Genomic DNA, 18,603 nt, shown 5'->3' on the forward strand with positions numbered 1-18,603 from the left:
CGTCCTCGGGCCAGGGTACTAGAGGGTCGGCACCACGATGCGGAACAGCGCATCCAGCGACGGGGCCATGACATCGATCAGGGGTGCCGGATAGATGCCGAAGAAAAGCACCACCGCGGCGAGACCTCCCAGCAGAAGGCGCTCACGGGCGCTCACGTCCTGAAGCTCCTCGACCGCTTCGCTCTTGACCTCGCCGTAGACGACGCGCTTGATCATCCACAGGCTGTAGGCCGCACCCAGAATGAGGGTCAGACCCGCGATGGCGGCATACCAGAAGCCGGCCTGGAAGCTCGCCAGGATCACCATGAACTCGCCGACGAAACCGGAGGTGCCCGGCAGGCCTGCATTGGCCATGGCGAAGAGCACGAAGAACCCGGCGAATACCGGCATGCGATTGGCGACACCGCCATAATCGGCGATCCGCCGGGTATGCATGCGGTCGTAGAGCACACCCACACACAGGAACATCGCCGCCGAGACGAAACCATGTGAGATCATCTGGACCATTCCGCCCTCCAGCGCCATGAGGGCACCGTCACGGCTGCCGCTGCCGGCGAGAATGCGGAAGATCAGGAAAAACGCCAGGGTGACGAAGCCCATGTGAGCGATGGATGAATAGGCGATGAGCTTCTTGAGATCCTCCTGCACCATCGCCACCAGCCCGATGTAGACCACGGCGATGAGGGACAGGCCGATCAGCAGCCAGTCCAGCGCCATGCTTGCCTCGGGCGTGATCGGCAGGCTGAAGCGGAGGAAACCGTAGCCGCCGATCTTCAGGGTGATCGCCGCGAGGATGACGGACCCCCCGGTCGGCGCCTCGACGTGGGCGTCCGGCAGCCAGGTATGCACCGGGAACATCGGCACCTTGACGGCAAAAGCCGCCAGGAACGCGAGGAAGATCAGCATCTGGGTCGCCAGCGGCAGCCGCAGCCCATAGAAATCCTGGATCGCGAAGCTGCCCGCCTCGGTGCGCAGGTAGATCAGCGCAACCAGCATCATGACCGAACCGAGGAAGGTGTAGAGGAAGAACTTGAGGGTGGCGTAGATCCGGTTGGGACCACCCCAGATCCCGATGATCAGGAACATCGGGATCAGCATCGCCTCGAAGAATACATAGAACAGGATGGCATCCAGCGCGCTGAATACGCCGATCATGATGCCTTCCATGATCAGGAACGCCGCCAGGTACTGTGCCGGCTTGTAGCGCACGACCTCCCACGCCGCCACCACCACCAGCAGTGTGGCGAACGCGGTCAGGACGACCAGCGGCATGGAAATGCCGTCGACGCCGAGGTAGTAGTCGATTCCGAAAGCCTGGATCCAGGGGATACGCTCGACGAACTGCATCCCTGCGAAACCGACCTCGAAGCCGACCCAGAGGCCGAGGGCAAGCACGAAGACCAGCGCCGCCACCGCCAGTGCCGACCAGCGGGCACGATCGGCATCCGCCCTGCCGACGGCGAGCACACCCGCTCCGCCGACAATCGGCAACCAGATCAACAGGCTCAGTAAGGGCCAACCTTCAAACATGTTCAGAACCATCCCCGCCAGCTACCCACGAACACCGTCAGCAGCAGCAGGAGGCCGACGATCATCGCAAAGGCATAGTGATACAGATATCCGGACTGGGCGCCGCGCAGCACGGCCGCGATACGGCCGATGGTGCGCGCCGTCCCATTGACAAGCACGCCGTCGATGATGCCCTGGTCACCGCCACGCCAGAGGATCCGGCCGAGCAGTCGGCCGCCACCGGCAAAGACGGTGTTGTACAGGTCATCGAAACCGTACTTGCGCTGCAGCACCCGGACCACCACCGCGAGACGCGCGTTGATGGCGGGCAGCAGATCCGGGCGACGGAGATAGAGGAACCAGGCGGTCACGGCACCGGCCACGGCGAGCCAGAAGGCCGGATTCACCGCCGCATGAAGGCCGAAGGCGAATGGTCCGTGGAACTTCTCCGCCAGCTTCGCGAGGACATCGTTGGCTGGCGCCACCTGAATGGATTCGGCAAAGAACCCGCCGAAGAGGAGCGGCTGGATGGTGAAGTAGCCGATCAGCGCCGCCGGCACCGCCAGCGCCACCAGCGGCCATTCCATGACCGGTAGGACATAGCGGGGCAGATGCTTCATATGCTCCTTGGCATGCGGATCGATGCGCTCTTCGCCCCAGAAGACCATGAAGTAGAGCCGGAAGCTGTAGAGCGCGGTCACGAACACGCTGAGCAGGACGGCCCAGTAGGCGAAGACCGCACCGGCCCGATCGGAGAGGTGCACCGCCTCGATGATAGCGTCCTTGGAGTAATAGCCGGAGAAGAAGGGCGTTCCGACCAGAGAAAGGGTCGCCAGCAGCATGGTGATATGGGTGATCGGCATGTAGCGCCGCATGTTGCCCATCCGCCGCATATCCTGCTCATGGTGCAGCGCTACGATGATGGCCCCTGCGCCGAGGAACAGCAGCGCCTTGAAAAAGGCGTGGGTCATCACATGGAACACACCCGCCGCATACGCCGAGGCACCCAGGCCGACGAACATGTAACCGAGCTGAGATAGCGTTGAGTAGGCGATCACCCGCTTGATGTCGTTCTGGACCAGGCCCACCAGTCCCATGAAAAACGCGGTCACCGCGCCCAGCACGAGCACCACCGACAGGGCAGTATCGGACAGCTCGAACAGCGGCGACATGCGGGCCACCAGGAAGATACCCGCGGTCACCATGGTGGCGGCGTGGATCAGCGCGGAGATGGGGGTCGGGCCCTCCATGGAGTCCGGCAGCCAGACATGCAGCGGGACCTGCGCCGATTTACCCATGGCGCCGATGAACAGGAGGATCGCTGCCACCGTCGCCACCAGCGCCTCGGTGCCGAACAGCGTCATGGTCTGGTCGGGTGCCGCCGCGGCGGCCGAGAAGACCTCCGTGTAGTCCAGGCTCCCGTAGTACATCAGCACCGCGGCGATGCCCAGCAGGAAACCGAAGTCGCCCACCCGATTGACCAGGAAGGCCTTGAGGTTGGCGAAGATGGCGGTTTCCTTCCGGTACCAGAAACCGATCAGCAGGTATGAGACCAGGCCCACCGCTTCCCAGCCGAAGAACAGCTGCAGGAAGTTGTTGGCCATCACCAGCATCAGCATCGAGAAGGTGAACAGGTTGAGGTAGCTGAAGAAGCGCTGGTAGCCGGCGTCATCATGCATGTAACCGATGGTGTAGACATGCACCGCCAGCGACACGCTGGTGACAACCACCATCATCAGTGCGGTCAGTCGGTCGACCAGGAAGCCGACCTCCATATTCAGTCCACCGACGACGGCCCACTGGTACACCGTCTCGTTGTAGGGCCCGACGCCGCCCCAGAGGTGCTGGTAGAAGACCCAGAGGGATAGCAGCGCCGACAGGGCGACCGCCCCGACCGTGATGCGATGGGCGTTCGTGCGCCCGATGCGCGCGCCGGCAAGGCCCGATACGGCGGCGCCAAACAGGGGGGCAAGGACAATGAGCAGGTAAATCGTCTTCATCTCCTATCCCCGCATGCTGTCCAGGTCGCCGACATTGATGGTGTTCCGGTTGCGGAACAGCACCACGAGAATGGCGAGACCGATGGCCGATTCAGCCGCGGCAACCGTGAGTATGAAGAACACGAAAACCTGACCATGGATGTCGCCGAGGAAATGCGAGAAGGCGATGAAGTTGAAGTTCACCGCGAGGAGGATCAGCTCGATGGACATGAGCAGGACGATCGCATTCTTCCGGTTGAGGAAAATGCCCGCCATGCCGATGGAAAACAGCAGTGCGCTGAGAACCAGATAGTCGGAGAGCGCTAACATGAATGCCCCGGTTGTTGTTATGAGTCGGTTTCGCGTTCGCTCGGCATCTGCACCACGCGCAGGCGGTCGGCCTTGCGGGTGCGGACCTGTGCCGAGATGTCCTGGTGCTTGGTTCCGCCCCGCCGGCGATGCGTCAGCATGATCGCGGCGATGATGGCCAACAGCAGCACGATCGCCGCGAGCTCGAACGGATAGACATAGACGGTATACAGCACGCTGCCCAGCATCCGGATGTTGTTCGGCTCGGCGGCAGCTCCGGCCGCTTCCGCCGGCGGCCCGCCGATATCGACCACACCGGCCCCGATCACCAGCAGCATCTCGAGGACCATCACAACGCCAACCAGCGCGCCGATGGGCAGATAGCGCGCGAACCCCTCCCGCATGACGGAGAGGTTGATATCCAGCATCATCACCACGAAAAGGAACAGCACCATCACCGCGCCGACGTAGACCAGGATCAGCGCGATCCCCAGGAATTCCGCCTCGGCCAGCAGCCATAGCGCGGCGCTGGTGAAAAACGCCAGCACCAGCGCCAGCGCCGAGTGCACGGGATTTCGCGAGGTGATCACCAGCGTCGCCGCGAGTAGCAGAATCGCGGCGAAAACATAGAAGATGACTTTTTCAATCACGTGCTGCCCCCAGCCCCCCTGCGCTTACCGGTACGGCGCGTCCGCTGCCCGGTCCTCGGCCAGCTGCGCCTCGTACTTCTCGCCCATCGCCAGGAGCTCATCCTTGTGGATGACCTGCTCGCCACGCCGCTCGAAGTGATATTCGTGAATTCTCGTCTCGACGATCGAATCCACCGGGCAGGATTCCTCGCAGAACCCACAGTAGATGCACTTGAACAGATCGATGTCGTATCGCGTGGTGCGCCGGGTGCCGTCCTCGCGCGGCTCCGACTCGATGGTGATGGCCAGCGCCGGACAGACCGCCTCACAGAGTTTGCAGGCGATGCAGCGCTCCTCACCATTGGGGTAACGCCGCAGCGCATGCAGCCCGCGGAAGCGCGGCGACTGTGGCGCCTTCTCTTCCGGGTATTCAAGCGTGTACTTGGACTCGAACAGGTGTCGCCCGGTGAGCCGCATCCCCTTGAGCAGCTCGGTGAGCATGAACGTGCCGAAGAATTCCTTAACTGCCTGCATCGTCAATCACCTGCTCATGAAAACCATGGTCCGATTTCGGCCAGAATCATGCCTGCCACGACAACCAGCCATACCACCGTGACGGGGATCAGCACCTTCCAGCCGAGGCGCATGATCTGGTCGTAGCGATATCGAGGGAAGGTCCCCCGGAACCAGATGTAGAGGAAAAGGAAGAAACAGACCTTGAGCGCGAACCACACGATCCCCGGAACCCAGCTGAACAGCGGGCCCAGCAGCGGGATGCCGTGAAAGGGCGAATACCAGCCGCCCAGGAACATGATCGCCGCCAGACCGGAGATCAGGATCATGTTCGCGTACTCGGCCAGGAAAAAGATGGCGAACGCCATGCCGGAGTATTCGACGTGGAAGCCGGCGACGATCTCGGATTCGCCTTCCGCGACATCGAATGGCAACCGGTTGGTCTCGGCCACACCGGAGATCCAGTAGACGATGAACAGCGGCAGGAGGGGCAGCCAGAACCAGTTCCAGATCGGTCCTTCCTGGGCCCGCACGATTTCACCCATATTAAGGCTGCCAGCGGCCATCAGAACGCCCACCAGCGCGAATCCCATGGCAATCTCGTAGGACACCACCTGCGCGCCCGCCCGGAGCGCGCCCAGCAGCGCGTATTTCGAGTTGGACGCCCAGCCCGCAAGGATGATCCCGTAGACCCCCATCGACGTCATCGCCAGCACGTAGAGCAGCCCGGCGTTGATATCCGCGATCACCAGCCCATCGCCCACCGGCAGGACCGCCCATGCGGCGAGCGCCGGCATGATCGAGAGCATGGGCGCCAGTACGAAGAGGAAACGGTTGGCGTTCTGCGGCAGAACGACTTCCTTCATCAGCAGCTTCAGCGCGTCGGCGATCGGCTGCAGCAGACCATGCCAACCAACCCGGTTGGGGCCGCGGCGCAGCTGCATAGAGCTGATGACCTTGCGCTCCGCGTAGGTCATATAGGCGACCGCCACGAACAGTGGCACCACCAGTGCCACGATCTTGGCCACGATCCAGCTGAGTTCGATCAATGCGCTCATGCACTGTCTCCGGACGCGCTGACTTCCACCGGCCCGATCAGCGCACCAAGCCCCTCGCTGCCGGCAACGCCCGCGGGAATCCAGACGCTGCCCGCCGGCACCGCCTCACTGAGCACAAGCGGCATGGCGCGGGTCACGCCGCGCTGGGTCACACGCACCTCGTCGACTGCACCCAGCCCCAGGGACGCCGCATCCGCCGGATTCATGGTTGCCGTGACGGGCGCTGCATGATCCGTCTGCTGCAAAGAGTCCGCATGCCGGGTGAGCGGGTCGACCCCGAACATGGCCGCCTGACCGATCCGCATCAGACCCGTTCCGGCTGTCGCAGCGACGGCTACCGGCTTCGTGGGTCGACCGACACCCACCTCACCGGCGATGGCCTGGATCTCATGGTGAATCTCGTCCGGTGCCTGATACTCGAAGCCATCCAGCTCAAGGACGTTGGCCAGGACCCGGAGTAACCGCCAGGCGGGTCTCGCTTCGCCCTGAGGCTGACCCACCCCGGCGAAGGTCTGCCACCGTCCCTCAGCGTTGACCAGCGTCCCCGCGGTCTCGCCCAGCGCCGCGATGGGCAGGAGGACATCGGCGGTTTCGCGCAGCACCGCGGAATCATGGGTGACGAGTGCGACGACCGTCTCAGCCTGCCGCAATGCCTCCGTGGCAGCCGCCGCATCGACCAGGTCGTGCTCCGGCTCCATGCCCATGAGCACATAGCCCTTGCGCGCTTCCGCCAGCATGACGCCCGCGTCCAGCCCGGCCGTGTGGCCACCATCCGCACGTCGTCCGGGCAATGCCCCGGCAATCCATGCGCCAGCGGCATTGGCACCATTGGTGAGTTCGCCGTAGGCGGCTCCGGTCATTTGCGAGATCAGGGCCGCCAGATGGCGCAGTTCGGCCCCCGCGGGGTGCGCTTCAGCCAGCCCGCCGAGCAACACGGCGCCCTGCCCCTCCGCACAGAGGTTCGCGGCGATCGCTTCCGCCTCGGCACCCGGCGCCTCATCGCCAAGCCACTCGCTCATTCCGTCAGGCTCATCCACCCCCTTGAGTCGGGCGACGGCCCGCACGACGGCCGCGAGCGCCGCCGGCATCTGCGCTGCCGCCACCACCCGTTCGACCGCCAGATCGATGTTCCAGTCGAAGCCGCGGGGGTTGAGGGCCATGATCCGCCCGCCCGACTTGGCCGCCTTGCGCAGCCGGTGGTTGATCAGCGGCTGCTCATGGCGCGGGTATCCGCCAACGACAAGTGCCGTGTCGAGGGCCTCGAGGTCAGCCACCGGCATCTGCAGTCCGGGGTATCCCGAGGACTCCACACCGTCGCGGAAGTCAGCGCGACGCAGGCGGCTGTCGATGTTGTCGCTGCCGAGCGCGCGCGTAATCCGGGCAAGGAGATACATCTCCTCCAGCGTCGAAGACGGGGAGAGCAGTGTCCCCAGGGCCTCCGGGCCATGCTCGTCGACCACCCGGCGCAGTGCGTTGGCGACCGTCTCGATGGCGGTCTGCCAGTCGACGCTATGCCACTCACCGTTTTCCCGGATCTGTGGGGAGAGCAGACGCTCCGCACTGTAGACGCCTTCGTAGGAAAAGCGGTCGCGGTCGCTGATCCAGCACTCGTTGACCCCCTCGTTGTCCCGTGGCACGACCCGCTTGATGGTGCCCCGGACCTGGTGGAGGTCGATGTTGGAGCCCAGGCAGTCATGTGGGGCGATGCTCGCATGGCTGAGCATCTCCCAGGCCCGGGCCGTGAAGCGATAGGGCCGTGAGGTCAGCGCGCCCACCGGACACAGGTCGATGATGTTGCCGGAGAGTTCGGAGTGCACCCCACTGCCCACCAGCGTACTGATCTCGGTGTGTTCACCACGATACATGGCGCCGAGTTCCGAGGTGCCCGCGATCTCGTCCAGGAACCGGACGCAGCGCGTGCAGTGAATGCAGCGGGTCATCTCGGTGGCCACCAGCGGGCCCAGGTTCTCATCCTTCACCACCCGCTTGCGCTCGACGAAGCGCGAGACGCTCCGTCCGTATCCCAGGGCAAGGTCCTGCAGTTCGCACTCGCCACCCTGGTCGCAGATCGGGCAGTCGAGCGGATGGTTGATGAGCAGGAATTCCATGACGCCGCGCTGGGCCTTCAGGGCACGCTCCGACGTGGTCCGTACCACCATCCCGTCGGCGACCGTCGTGATGCAGGCAGGCAGCGGCTTTGGCGCCGGACGGCCGTTCATCTCGACATCCACCAGACACATGCGGCAGTTGGCCGGCGCGGAGAGTTTGCTGTGATAACAGAACCGCGGGATATCGATGCCATGCTCGTCGGCGACGGCAATCAGGGCCGCGCCCTTGCGGGCCTCGATCTCCTGGCCGTCGATGGTGACGCTGACCGTCTCCGGATTCTGTGTCTCGACTTCTGCACTCATGCCGCTGCCTCGACGATGGATCGCTTATGCTCGATGTAATACTCGAACTCGTGGCGCCAGTGCTTGAGCACACCCTGCACCGGCCATGCCGCCGCCTCCCCGAACGCGCAGATGGTGTGACCGGCGATCTGGCCCGCCGCGGAATCCAGCAGCTCGAGATCTTCCGGCCGGCCATGCCCTTCGTAGATGCGCTTGATCACGCGGTACATCCAGCCGGTGCCTTCACGGCAGGGCGTGCACTGCCCGCAGGACTCGGCGTAGTAGAAACGGCTGATGCGCAGCAGCGCCCGGACCATGTCGGTGGTCTCGTCCATCACCACGACGCCGCCCGAACCGAGCGCGGACCCCGCTTCCATGAGCGCGTCGTAGTCCATGGTGAGCTCCATCATCTGATCGCCGGGGATCATCGGCATCGATGAACCGCCGGGGATCACCGCTTTGAGCCGACGGCCCTTCCAGACACCGCCGGCCATCTCCAGCAGGTCTCGGAACGGCGTTCCCAGCGGAATCTCGAAATTGCCGGGTTTCTCCACATGCCCCGAGACGGAGAAGATCTTCATCCCGCCGTTGTTCGGCTTGCCGAGTTCCAGGAACCAGTCCGCGCCGTTGCGGATGATCGCTGGCACCGAGGCGATGGTCTCGGTGTTGTTGATCGTCGTCGGCCGCCCGTAGACGCCCGCCTGGGCCGGGAATGGCGGCTTGTTGCGCGGCATGCCCTTCTTGCCCTCAAGGGACTCCATCAGCGCCGATTCCTCGCCACAGATGTAGGCGCCGGCACCGATATAGTTCTGGATTTCGTAATCAAAGCCGGATCCCAGGATGTCCTTGCCCAGATACCCGGCCTCGCGCGCCTCCCGGACAGCCTGCTCCATGCGGGAGAACGGCTCTTTCATGAACTCGCCGCGCATGTAGTTGAAGCCGGTGGTGGCGCCCATCGCGTAACCGGCGATGATCATCCCCTCGACCAGTGCGTGCGGGTTGTAGCGCAGGATGTCGCGGTCCTTGCAGGTCCCCGGCTCCGACTCATCGGAGTTGCACAGCAGATACTTCGGACCCGGCGCATTGCGCGGCATGAAGCTCCATTTCATTCCCGCCGGGAAGCCGGCGCCGCCGCGCCCGCGCAGGTTCGCCGATTTCACCGTCTCAATGATGTCCTCCTGGCTCATGCCATCCCGGAGGACTTTTTCGAGTGCCTGGTAACCCCCGGTGGCCCGATAGTTCTCCAGGGTCCAGGGCTCGTCGAATTGAAGGGTCGTGTAGCAGACGTTGGTCATGGCTACTCCAGCTCGTCGAGAATTCGGTCGATTTTCTCGGGTGTGAGGTCGGTGTAGTACTCCTCGTCCACGAGCATCATGGGCGCACCGGCACAAGCCGCCAGGCATTCCTCCTCGCGCTTGAGGGTGATGCGGCCGTCCGCCGTGGTCTCACCGAGGCCGATCCCCAGCTTCTTCTCGACATGCTCAACGATCTCGTCGGCGCCGCGAAGCATGCAGGAGATATTGGTGCAGATATTGACCTTATGCCGCCCGGTGGGCTTGACGTCGAACATGCCGTAGAAGGTCGCCACCTCGTAGACCCGGGCCGGCGGCATGCCGAGATAGTCGGCCACGGCATCCATCCGGGCCGGCGGCAGCCACCCGCCACTGTTGTGCTGGACGACATGAAGCGCGGGAATCACCGCGGAGCGGCGCCCTTCCGGCGAATCAGGGAAGCGGCCGAGCCACTGATCGATCTCCTCGCGCTCGGCATCCGTCAGTCCGGCCTCAATCTGTTTTTCGGCGCTGCTCACCGATCAACCTCCCCGAATACGATATCCATGGTTCCCATCACGGTGACCACATCCGCCAGCATATGTCCCCGGACCATCTCATCCATGGCGGCCATATGGGCGAACCCGGGAGCGCGCAGTTTGAGCCGATACGGCTTATTGGCACCGTCGGAGACGATGTAGGCCCCGAACTCGCCCTTGGGCGCCTCGACCGAGGCGTAGACCTCGCCCGGTGGCGTGCAGTAACCCTCGGTGAAGAGCTTGAAGTGGTGGATCAGCGATTCCATGTCGTCCTTCATTTCCTCGCGGCTCGGCGGGACGACCTTATGATCTGTGAGCATCACCGGCCCGCCGTTGCGGCGCAGCCAGTCAATGCACTGCCGGATGATGCGCACGGACTGCCGGAGCTCCTCCATGCGGACCAGGTAGCGATCGTAGCAGTCCCCGCTGGTGCCCACCGGGATGTCGAAATCCATGCGGTCGTAGACCTCGTAGGGCTGCTTGCGCCGCAGATCCCACTCAACGCCCGAACCACGCAGCATGGGGCCGGTAAAGCCGAGCTGGAGCGCCCGCTCGGGCGAGACGATGGCGACGTCCACCAGACGCTGCTTCCAGATCCGGTTGTCGGTGAGCAGCGTCTCGATTTCCTCGATCGTGCCCACGAAGCGGTCGCAGAATGCCTCAATGAAATCGAGCATGCTGCCCTCGCGGTCGGCATTCATGCGCTTGAGTTCCTTGTCGTTACGGAACTCCGACTCGCGATACTTCGGCATGCGCTCCGGCAGATCACGATAGACACCACCCGGACGGTAGTAGGTCGCGTGCATGCGCGCGCCACTGACCGCCTCGTAGCAGTCCATCAGCTCCTCACGCTCCTTGAAGGCGTAAAGGAATACGGTCATGGCGCCGACATCGAGACCATGGGCGCCGATCCACAGCAGGTGGTTCAGGATCCGGGTGATCTCGTCGAACATCACGCGGATGTACTGGGCGCGCTCCGGCGGCCTGATGCCGAGCAGCTTTTCGATGGCAAGCACGTAGGCGTGCTCGTTACACATCATCGACACGTAATCGAGCCGATCCATGTAGCCGATGCTCTGATTGAACGGCTTGGTCTCGGCCAGCTTCTCAGTGGCGCGGTGCAGGAGCCCGATATGCGGGTCGGCATGCCGCACGACCTCACCGTCCATCTCCAGCACCAGCCGGAGCACACCATGAGCTGCCGGATGCTGCGGCCCGAAGTTGACCGTGTAGCTACTGATCTCAGGCATCGGATGCCTCCTGCGTCGCCGGATCGGCGTAGCGGTTGTCGTCCCGGATCACCCTCGGCACCAGCACGCGGGGCTCGATCGAGACGGGCTCATAGACCACCCGCCCCCGGTTTTCGTCGTATCGCACTTCGACATTGCCGATCAGCGGGAAATCCTTGCGGAAAGGATGCCCGACAAACCCGTAATCGGTGAGTATGCGGCGCAGATCCGGATGCCCGTTGAACAGAATGCCGAAGAGATCGAATGCCTCCCGCTCCTGCCAGTTCGCCGATGCCCAGAGGGGGACGATGGAGTCGAGCATCGGCAGATCGTCGTCGGCCGCGAAGCAGCGGACGCGGACCCGATGGTTATGCCGGACGGAAAGCAGATGATAGACCGCGGCGAAACGCCTGCCGGTACTGGCCTCGATCGGCTGGACACCGTAAATGCCGGTCAGGCCGAGCCGGCCGGTGCTGAAGCCGTCGACGCCCCGGCTGAAGCCGGTATTGGTGGCCTCGTCGGTGATCCACTCATCCTGCCCGTAGGCGGCATAATCCACCCCGGCGATGTCGAGAAGTTGATCAAACGCGACCAACTCGCTGTCGCGCAGACGCTCCAGCGAGCGGTAGAGATTCTCCGGTGCCACCTCGACTTCGGCCTCGCCGTATGCGCAACGGCTGTCGACGATCCATTCACCCAGGGCGGAACGCACCTGTTCCAAGACTTTCTCTGGCGACCTGGCCATGGCCGAGCTCCTCAGCGAGCGATGGTATTGGTACGCCGAATCTTGTTCTGCAGCTGAACGACTCCGTAGAGCAATGCTTCGGCGGTGGGCGGGCAGCCCGGGACGTAGATATCGACCGGTACGATGCGATCACAGCCACGGGTCACGGAGTAGGAGTAGTGGTAATACCCCCCACCGTTGGCGCAGGAACCCATCGAGATGACCCATTTCGGATCCGGCATCTGGTCGTAGACGCGGCGCAGGGCCGGCGCCATTTTGTTGACCAGCGTCCCGGCCACGATCATCACGTCGGACTGTCGCGGCGACGGCCGGAAGATCAGACCCATGCGATCCATGTCGTACCGGGCCGCGCCGGCATGCATCATCTCCACCGCACAGCAGGCGAGACCGAAGGTCATGGGCCAAAGGGACCCGGTGCGGGCCCAGTTGATCAGCTTGTCAGCCGAGGTGGTGACAAAGCCCTTCTCGAGAACGCCCTCTATTCCCATTCCAGCGCCCCCTTCTTCCATTCGTAGAGGAAACCGACCAGCAGAACGCCGATGAATATGGCCATTGCCCCGAAGCCGAACAGCCCGATGTCGTCGAGCACGATGGCCCAGGGGAAAAGGAAGGCGATCTCCAGGTCGAATATGATGAACAGAATGGCCACCAGGTAATAGCGCACATCGAACTGCATGCGCGAATCCTCGAAGGCCTCGAAGCCGCACTCGTACGGCGTGAGCTTTTCATGGTCCGGCCGCCTTGGCGCCAGGATGAAACCCGCTGCCAGTGGCGCGACGCCGATCGCCATCGCCAGGACAATGAAGACAAGCACCGGTAGATAGCTCTCGACCATAGGCGGACGGCACCCTGCAATCGGAAACGGTTATCTGGACTGAAATGGTGCGGATGGCCGGACTCGAACCGGCACGGCTTGCGCCACTGCCCCCTCAAGACAGCGTGTCTACCAGTTCCACCACATCCGCGTCACGGTAGCCCTTGTACTCGTCCGATATTAACAGTGACGCCGTTTGGCGACAACGAAAATCACGCCTGTCTGCGCGCCCGGCGCCCTGAACGACGGACTACTCAGGGGCCGGCGCCGGTGCTGCTGCACCGCTGCCGCCCTCCTGCCCGCCCGCCGGCGCTGGCGCCGAGTCGAGCACCGACTCGGACGCCGGAGGCGCCTGATCGACGACACTGCCGCCACTGTTGAAAGTGCCCGCCATGATGGCCAGCGTCAGGCTGGTCACGAAAAAGCCGATCCCCAGCACACCGGTCAGCCGGCCCAGGAAGGAGGCCGATCCGCGGGCACCGAAAACCGTGCTCGACGCACCACTGCCGAAGGCCGCACCGGCGTCGGCGCCCTTGCCATGCTGCAGCAGAACCACGCCGATGAGCACCAGCGCGAGGGCAAGGTGGATAACCAGCACAATCGTGTACATCACAAATCCGATCTAACTGTCTGCGGGGTTCAGCCCCGCGCTGCCGCGGCACAGATGGCCGCGAAGTCCTCTGCATCAAGTGAGGCGCCGCCGATCAGCCCCCCATCCACATCGGGCTGGGCAAGCAGGTCCGCCGCGTTGGCGGGCTTCATGCTACCGCCGTAGAGCAGACGCATCGTGTCGGCCAGCCCGGGCTGGCGCTCACCCAGTATCTCCCGGATGAAGGCGTGGACGCCCTGAGCCTGTTCCGCCGTCGCGGTGCGCCCCGTCCCGATCGCCCAGACCGGCTCGTAGGCGATCACGCCGTGACCCAGACCGGTATCCGACCCGAGTCGATCGATGACGCCGTTGATCTGCTCGGCCACCACCGCCTGCGTCCGGCCTGCGTCGCGCTCCTCAAGCGTCTCGCCAACACACAGGATGGGCCGCAGCCCGGCCCCGAGTGCCTGTGCGTAACGGGCCGCGATCGTCGCATCATCCTCGCCGTAGAACTGCCGGCGTTCGGAATGCCCGAGAATGACGTAGCGTACACCGAGATCCGCCAGCATATCCGCGGCGATCTCGCCCGTACGCGCCCCCTGCCCCGCGTCGGCGCAGTTCTGGGCGCCGAGATGGATGCCGTCACTCAGGCGCCCGGCAACCCCCGGAAGGTGGACGAACGGCGGGCAGATCACTGTTTCAATGCCATCGAGCCCGGCGACACGCTGGACGACGCCATCCGCCAGCGCCACGGCGTCCGCGCTCAGGCCATTCATCTTCCAGTTGCCGGCGATCAGAGGCGTGCGCATATCCCTACTTCCCCACGCAAAGCCTGAGGAGGTTACTGATGGACGCCGCCGGAATCAATCATTGACCGCGGGTTCCGCCGCTCCATGACCGCAGCATGAACGGACCTGCTCCGCCAGTTCGATGGCCAGTTCCTCGACACGGGCGGCGTCATCGCCCTCGACCATGACCCGCAATACCGGCTCGGTTCCGGAGGGCCGCAGAAGCACCCGCCCGGCGTCCGCGAGGCGGACCTCCAGGTCGTTCACCGCGGCGCTGATGCGCTGATCCGAGAGCGGATCGCTGCCCGGCTGGATCGGGACGTTGATCATGTGCTGGGGGAGCAGCGTCATGCCATCCGCGAGATCCGCCAGCGGGCGGCCCGAATCCATCGCGGCGCCCAGCGCCTGGAGCGCCGAGACGACCCCGTCGCCGGTGGTCGTGCGATCGAGACAGACGATGTGTCCGGACGACTCGCCGCCGAGCATGCCATTCCGGGCGCGCAGGAGTTCAAGGACGTACCGGTCACCGACGCGGGCGCGCTCGAAGTCGATGCCCCGGCCTTCCAGGGCCAGCTGCAGGCCGAGGTTGCTCATCTGGGTTCCCACCACCGGCCCGTCCAGCAGACCCTGTTCGTGACGGTGGCGGGCGATGATCCACAGAAGCTGATCACCATCGAGCACCTGACCACGGTGATCGACCATGATCACACGGTCACCGTCGCCATCGAGCGCGACGCCGGCGTCCGCCCCCGTTTCACGGACCAGCTGCCGCAACCCGTCGGGGTGGGTGGAACCGCATTCGACATTGATGTTCAGCCCGTCCGGCTGGGTCCCGCGCCGGATAACCGTGGCACCCAGCTCCTCGAACACCGCGGGCGCCACCTGATAGCCCGCGCCATTGGCGCAGTCGACGACCAGCGTAAGGCCGTGGAGGCTCAGCCCCGCGCCCAGGGAATGCTTGCAGAACTCGATATAACGGCCGGGCGCGTCCAGCAGCCGGGTGGCCTTGCCCAGGGCGGCGGAGGCCACCGTCTCCAGGGGGCGCTCAAGCTCCCGCTCGATCGCCGTTTCCACCGCGTCATCCAGCTTGAAACCATCGCCGGAAAAGAACTTGATGCCGTTGTCGTGATGACTGTTGTGGGAAGCGCTGATCACGATCCCGGCATTGGCGCGCAGGGTGCGGGTGAGATAGGCGATGCCCGGTGTTGGCATCGGCCCGAGCAGGCGGATGTCAACACCGGCCGCCGAGAGACCCGCCTCAAGCGCTGATTCGAACATGTAATTGGACAGGCGCGTGTCCTTGCCGATGAGGACCTCGCCGGAACCATCCCGATGACCGATCACCCGGCCGGCAGCCCAGCCAAGCTTGAGCACGAAATCCGCCGTAATCGGTGGCACACCCACCTGTCCCCGAATCCCGTCGGTCCCGAAATAGCGCCTGGTCATGCCTCAATCCCTCCTGCCTGCACGTACTCGGCCAAGCGTACGGCATCCACCGTCTCCGCCACATCATGCGCGCGGATGATTCGCGCGCCGTTCCAGGTGGCGATCGCCGCGGCCGCCACGCTCCCGGCAAGACGATCCGGCAGCGCGCGTCCGAGCACTCTGCCCACCAGCGACTTGCGGGACAGTCCGGCCAGCACCGGGACACCCAGATCGCAGATCTCCGCCAGGCCGGCGAGCAGACGCGCATTGTGCGGATCGGTTTTCCCGAAGCCGAAGCCCGGATCGAGGATGATTCGTTCACGCGGGATGCCATTGGCCTCGGCGTCCGCCATGCGCCCGGCAAGGAAATCCCGGACCTCCGTCACGACCGAGTCATACCGCGGGTCATCCTGCATGGTCTCCGGCACGCCCTGCATGTGCATGAGACATACCGGCAGCCCCGTGCATCGGGCGGCCTCCAGCGCCCCGGGCCGGCGCAGGGCCATGACATCATTGATCAGCCCGGCGCCCGCGGCCGCGGCCGCTTCCATCACCTCGGGCTTGGAGGTATCCACAGAGAGCGGTACGGAAACCTCGTCACGCAGTGCCTCAAGCACCGGAATCACGCGGTCCAGCTCTTCTTCCACGGAAACGCCCCGCGATCCCGGCCGGGTGGATTCGCCCCCGACATCGATCACGGCGGCGCCATCGGCGACCATGGAACGGGCATGATCGATCGCCGCATCCGCCCCAACGAAACGACCCCCGTCCGAGAACGAATCAGGGGTCACATTGAGGATGCCCATGACCTGGGGACGGCCGAGTGCCAGGGACCGCCCCCCGCAGTCCAGGATCCCTGCCATACCGGGGCTAATGCTCGCTGGCAGGCTTGCCTATGTCGCCACCCTGCTCGTCGCCCGAGGCGGCGTCATCCGTCGCACCGGATTCGCCGCTCGTAGCGGTCCCGGAGGGCCGGCCGTTCTCCTGAGGCGGCCGCGGCGGACGTCCGTTCATGATGTCATCGATCTGATCGCGATCGATCGTCTCGAACTTCATCAGCGCATCGGCCATGGCGTGCAGGACATCGGTGTTCTCCTCGAGCACACGCTTCGCCTCGGCGTAGTTCTCCTCGACAATCCGCCGCACCTCTTCGTCGATGGAGTGCGCCGTTTCATCAGAGATCGTCTTGTGCTGGGTGACCTGGTGACCGAGGAACACTTCGCCCTCGTCCTCGCCATAGGCCAGCGGCCCCATCCTGTCGGAGAGCCCCCACTTGGTGACCATGTTGCGGGCGATCTCCGTCACGCGCTGGATGTCGTTCTGGGCACCGGTCGTGACCCGCTCGGCGCCGAAGATCATTTCTTCCGCGATCCGCCCGCCAAACAACCCGCAGATGGAGCTGTTCAGGCGCTGCTTCGTATAGCTGTAGCGGTCCTCTTCCGGCAGGAACATGGTGACACCCAGGGCACGGCCCCGCGGGATGATCGTGACCTTATGCACCGGATCATGCTCCGGGACCTTCAGACCGACGATGGCATGCCCCGCCTCGTGGTAGGCGGTCAGACGCTTCTCGTCCTCGGTCATGACCATGGACTTGCGCTCGGCGCCCATGAGGATCTTGTCCTTGGCATCCTCGAAGTCACGCTGATCGACGACGCGCTTGTTCCGCCGTGCCGCGAACAGGGCCGCCTCGTTCACGAGATTCGCCAGGTCCGCACCGGAGAAGCCGGGACAACCGCGGGCGATGATCCTGGCGTCGACATCGTCGGCGAGCGGGGTCTTGTTCATATGCACCCGCAGGATCTGCTCGCGGCCGCGGACGTCAGGCAGCGGCACCACCACCTGGCGGTCGAAACGTCCCGGACGCAGCAGGGCGGGATCGAGCACGTCGGGTCGGTTGGTGGCAGCGATGACGATGATGCCCTCGCTGCCCTCGAAGCCGTCCATCTCGACCAGCATCTGGTTGAGCGTCTGCTCGCGCTCGTCGTGACCACCCCCGAGTCCGGCGCCACGCTGGCGGCCGACGGCGTCGAGCTCATCGATGAAGATGATGCAGGGCGCCTGTTTCTTGGCCTGGGCGAACATGTCCCGCACGCGGGACGCGCCCACACCGACGAACATCTCGACGAAATCGGAACCGGAGATACTGAAGAAAGGCACGCGCGCCTCGCCGGCGATGGCCTTCGCCAGCAGCGTCTTACCCGTTCCGGGCGGGCCGACCATGAGCACGCCACGCGGAATGGTGCCGCCCAGCCGCTGGAACTTGGACGGGTCACGCAGAAATTCCACCAGCTCGACGACGTCCTGCTTGGCCTCCTCGACGCCGGCGACGTCCTTGAAAGTCACCTTGACCTGTTCGTCGGACATCATCTTGGCCCGGCTCTTGCCGAAGGACATCGCGCCGCGGCCGCCGCCGCCACCCTGCATCTGGCGCATGAAGTAGATCCACACGCCGATGAGCAGCAGGAACGGGAACCAGGAGATGAGGATCTGCAGCAGCATGCTGCGGCCTTCCGGCTCCTCGGCACGAATCTGGACACCGTTGTCCATGAGCTGACCGATCAGCGCGTTATTGTCCGTCTCCGGGCTGTAGGTGCTGAAATTCGACCCGTCGGAGCGCGTCCCTCTGATCACCGGGCCCTTCATGGTGACCGAGTCGATCCGGCCGCTGTCGACCTCACTCAGGAACTGTGAATACGGCACTTCCTGGGCCGTAGTGCCCTGGTTCTGGAAGTTGCTGAAAACGGACATCAGCACGACGGCGATGACCACCCAGAGAATCAGGTTCTTGGCCATGTCGTTCAAGACGGCTTACC

Annotated in this window: 18 protein-coding genes and 1 tRNA gene; all 19 read right to left on the minus strand. The window is 64.4% G+C overall.

All coding sequences use genetic code 11. From position 1 onward, the window contains the following. Nucleotides 1–18: 18 nt before the first annotated feature. A complete protein-coding gene (locus tag V6X63_RS02020) occupies nt 19–1,530 on the minus strand; it encodes an NADH-quinone oxidoreductase subunit M (RefSeq protein WP_367966931.1) in 1,512 nt (503 codons plus the stop codon). Nucleotides 1,531–1,532: 2 nt separating this feature from the next. After that, nucleotides 1,533–3,509 (minus strand): NADH-quinone oxidoreductase subunit L, encoded by a 1,977-nt coding sequence (nuoL, locus tag V6X63_RS02025; protein ID WP_367966932.1) that lies wholly within the window; start codon nt 3,507–3,509, stop codon nt 1,533–1,535. Nucleotides 3,510–3,512: 3 nt separating this feature from the next. After that, complete coding sequence (gene nuoK / locus V6X63_RS02030) at nt 3,513–3,818, minus strand: NADH-quinone oxidoreductase subunit NuoK (RefSeq protein ID WP_367966933.1); 306 nt, start codon at nt 3,816–3,818, stop codon at nt 3,513–3,515. 17 nt (nt 3,819–3,835) lie between these two features. Then, the gene (locus tag V6X63_RS02035) at nt 3,836–4,444 is read right to left on the minus strand and encodes an NADH-quinone oxidoreductase subunit J (protein ID WP_367967842.1); all 609 of its coding nucleotides are present in this window, start codon (nt 4,442–4,444) and stop codon (nt 3,836–3,838) included. A 27-nt stretch (nt 4,445–4,471) separates the two neighbouring features. Then, nucleotides 4,472–4,960, minus strand: coding sequence for an NADH-quinone oxidoreductase subunit NuoI (gene nuoI, locus V6X63_RS02040; RefSeq protein WP_367966934.1), 489 nt, complete (start codon nt 4,958–4,960; stop codon nt 4,472–4,474). A gap of 14 nt (nt 4,961–4,974) precedes the next feature. Further along, on the minus strand, nt 4,975–5,997 hold the full coding sequence (gene nuoH, locus V6X63_RS02045; protein WP_367966935.1) for an NADH-quinone oxidoreductase subunit NuoH: 1,023 nt from the start codon (nt 5,995–5,997) through the stop codon (nt 4,975–4,977). Beyond that, nucleotides 5,994–8,408 carry an NADH-quinone oxidoreductase subunit NuoG gene (gene nuoG, locus V6X63_RS02050; protein WP_367977993.1) on the minus strand — a complete coding sequence of 805 codons (2,415 nt, stop codon included), beginning with the start codon at nt 8,406–8,408 and terminating at the stop codon, nt 5,994–5,996. The genes nuoH and nuoG overlap by 4 nt, the downstream gene beginning before the upstream one ends. Beyond that, entirely contained in the window at nt 8,405–9,682 is a 1,278-nt protein-coding gene (gene nuoF / locus V6X63_RS02055; protein WP_367966937.1) for an NADH-quinone oxidoreductase subunit NuoF, read from the minus strand. The genes nuoG and nuoF overlap by 4 nt, the downstream gene beginning before the upstream one ends. Nucleotides 9,683–9,684: 2 nt before the next feature. Next, nucleotides 9,685–10,197, minus strand: coding sequence for an NADH-quinone oxidoreductase subunit NuoE (gene nuoE / locus V6X63_RS02060; protein WP_367966938.1), 513 nt, complete (start codon nt 10,195–10,197; stop codon nt 9,685–9,687). Next, entirely contained in the window at nt 10,194–11,447 is a 1,254-nt protein-coding gene (locus V6X63_RS02065) for an NADH-quinone oxidoreductase subunit D (RefSeq protein ID WP_367966939.1), read from the minus strand. The genes nuoE and V6X63_RS02065 overlap by 4 nt, the downstream gene beginning before the upstream one ends. Next, a complete protein-coding gene (locus V6X63_RS02070) occupies nt 11,440–12,171 on the minus strand; it encodes an NADH-quinone oxidoreductase subunit C (protein ID WP_367966940.1) in 732 nt (243 codons plus the stop codon). The genes V6X63_RS02065 and V6X63_RS02070 overlap by 8 nt, the downstream gene beginning before the upstream one ends. Nucleotides 12,172–12,182: 11 nt before the next feature. Continuing rightward, complete coding sequence (locus V6X63_RS02075; RefSeq protein WP_367966941.1) at nt 12,183–12,659, minus strand: NuoB/complex I 20 kDa subunit family protein; 477 nt, start codon at nt 12,657–12,659, stop codon at nt 12,183–12,185. Further along, nucleotides 12,650–13,006 carry an NADH-quinone oxidoreductase subunit A gene (locus V6X63_RS02080; protein WP_367966942.1) on the minus strand — a complete coding sequence of 119 codons (357 nt, stop codon included), beginning with the start codon at nt 13,004–13,006 and terminating at the stop codon, nt 12,650–12,652. The genes V6X63_RS02075 and V6X63_RS02080 overlap by 10 nt, the downstream gene beginning before the upstream one ends. Before the next feature lie 45 nt (nt 13,007–13,051). Further along, nucleotides 13,052–13,136 (minus strand) — tRNA-Leu (locus V6X63_RS02085). A gap of 99 nt (nt 13,137–13,235) precedes the next feature. After that, nucleotides 13,236–13,598 carry a preprotein translocase subunit SecG gene (secG, locus tag V6X63_RS02090; RefSeq protein ID WP_407826364.1) on the minus strand — a complete coding sequence of 121 codons (363 nt, stop codon included), beginning with the start codon at nt 13,596–13,598 and terminating at the stop codon, nt 13,236–13,238. Nucleotides 13,599–13,624: 26 nt separating this feature from the next. Further along, complete coding sequence (tpiA, locus tag V6X63_RS02095; protein WP_367977994.1) at nt 13,625–14,383, minus strand: triose-phosphate isomerase; 759 nt, start codon at nt 14,381–14,383, stop codon at nt 13,625–13,627. Between the two features lie 54 nt (nt 14,384–14,437). Further along, on the minus strand, nt 14,438–15,808 hold the full coding sequence (gene glmM / locus V6X63_RS02100) for a phosphoglucosamine mutase (RefSeq protein WP_367977995.1): 1,371 nt from the start codon (nt 15,806–15,808) through the stop codon (nt 14,438–14,440). Continuing rightward, the gene (gene folP / locus V6X63_RS02105) at nt 15,805–16,650 is read right to left on the minus strand and encodes a dihydropteroate synthase (RefSeq protein WP_367966946.1); all 846 of its coding nucleotides are present in this window, start codon (nt 16,648–16,650) and stop codon (nt 15,805–15,807) included. Before folP ends, glmM begins: the two co-directional genes overlap by 4 nt. A gap of 7 nt (nt 16,651–16,657) precedes the next feature. Next, a complete protein-coding gene (gene ftsH / locus V6X63_RS02110) occupies nt 16,658–18,583 on the minus strand; it encodes an ATP-dependent zinc metalloprotease FtsH (RefSeq protein ID WP_367966947.1) in 1,926 nt (641 codons plus the stop codon). Between the last annotated feature and the right edge of the window lie 20 nt (nt 18,584–18,603).

Source organism: Spiribacter onubensis (genome assembly GCF_040838425.1).
Taxonomy (GTDB): Bacteria; Pseudomonadota; Gammaproteobacteria; order Nitrococcales; family Nitrococcaceae; genus Spiribacter; species Spiribacter onubensis.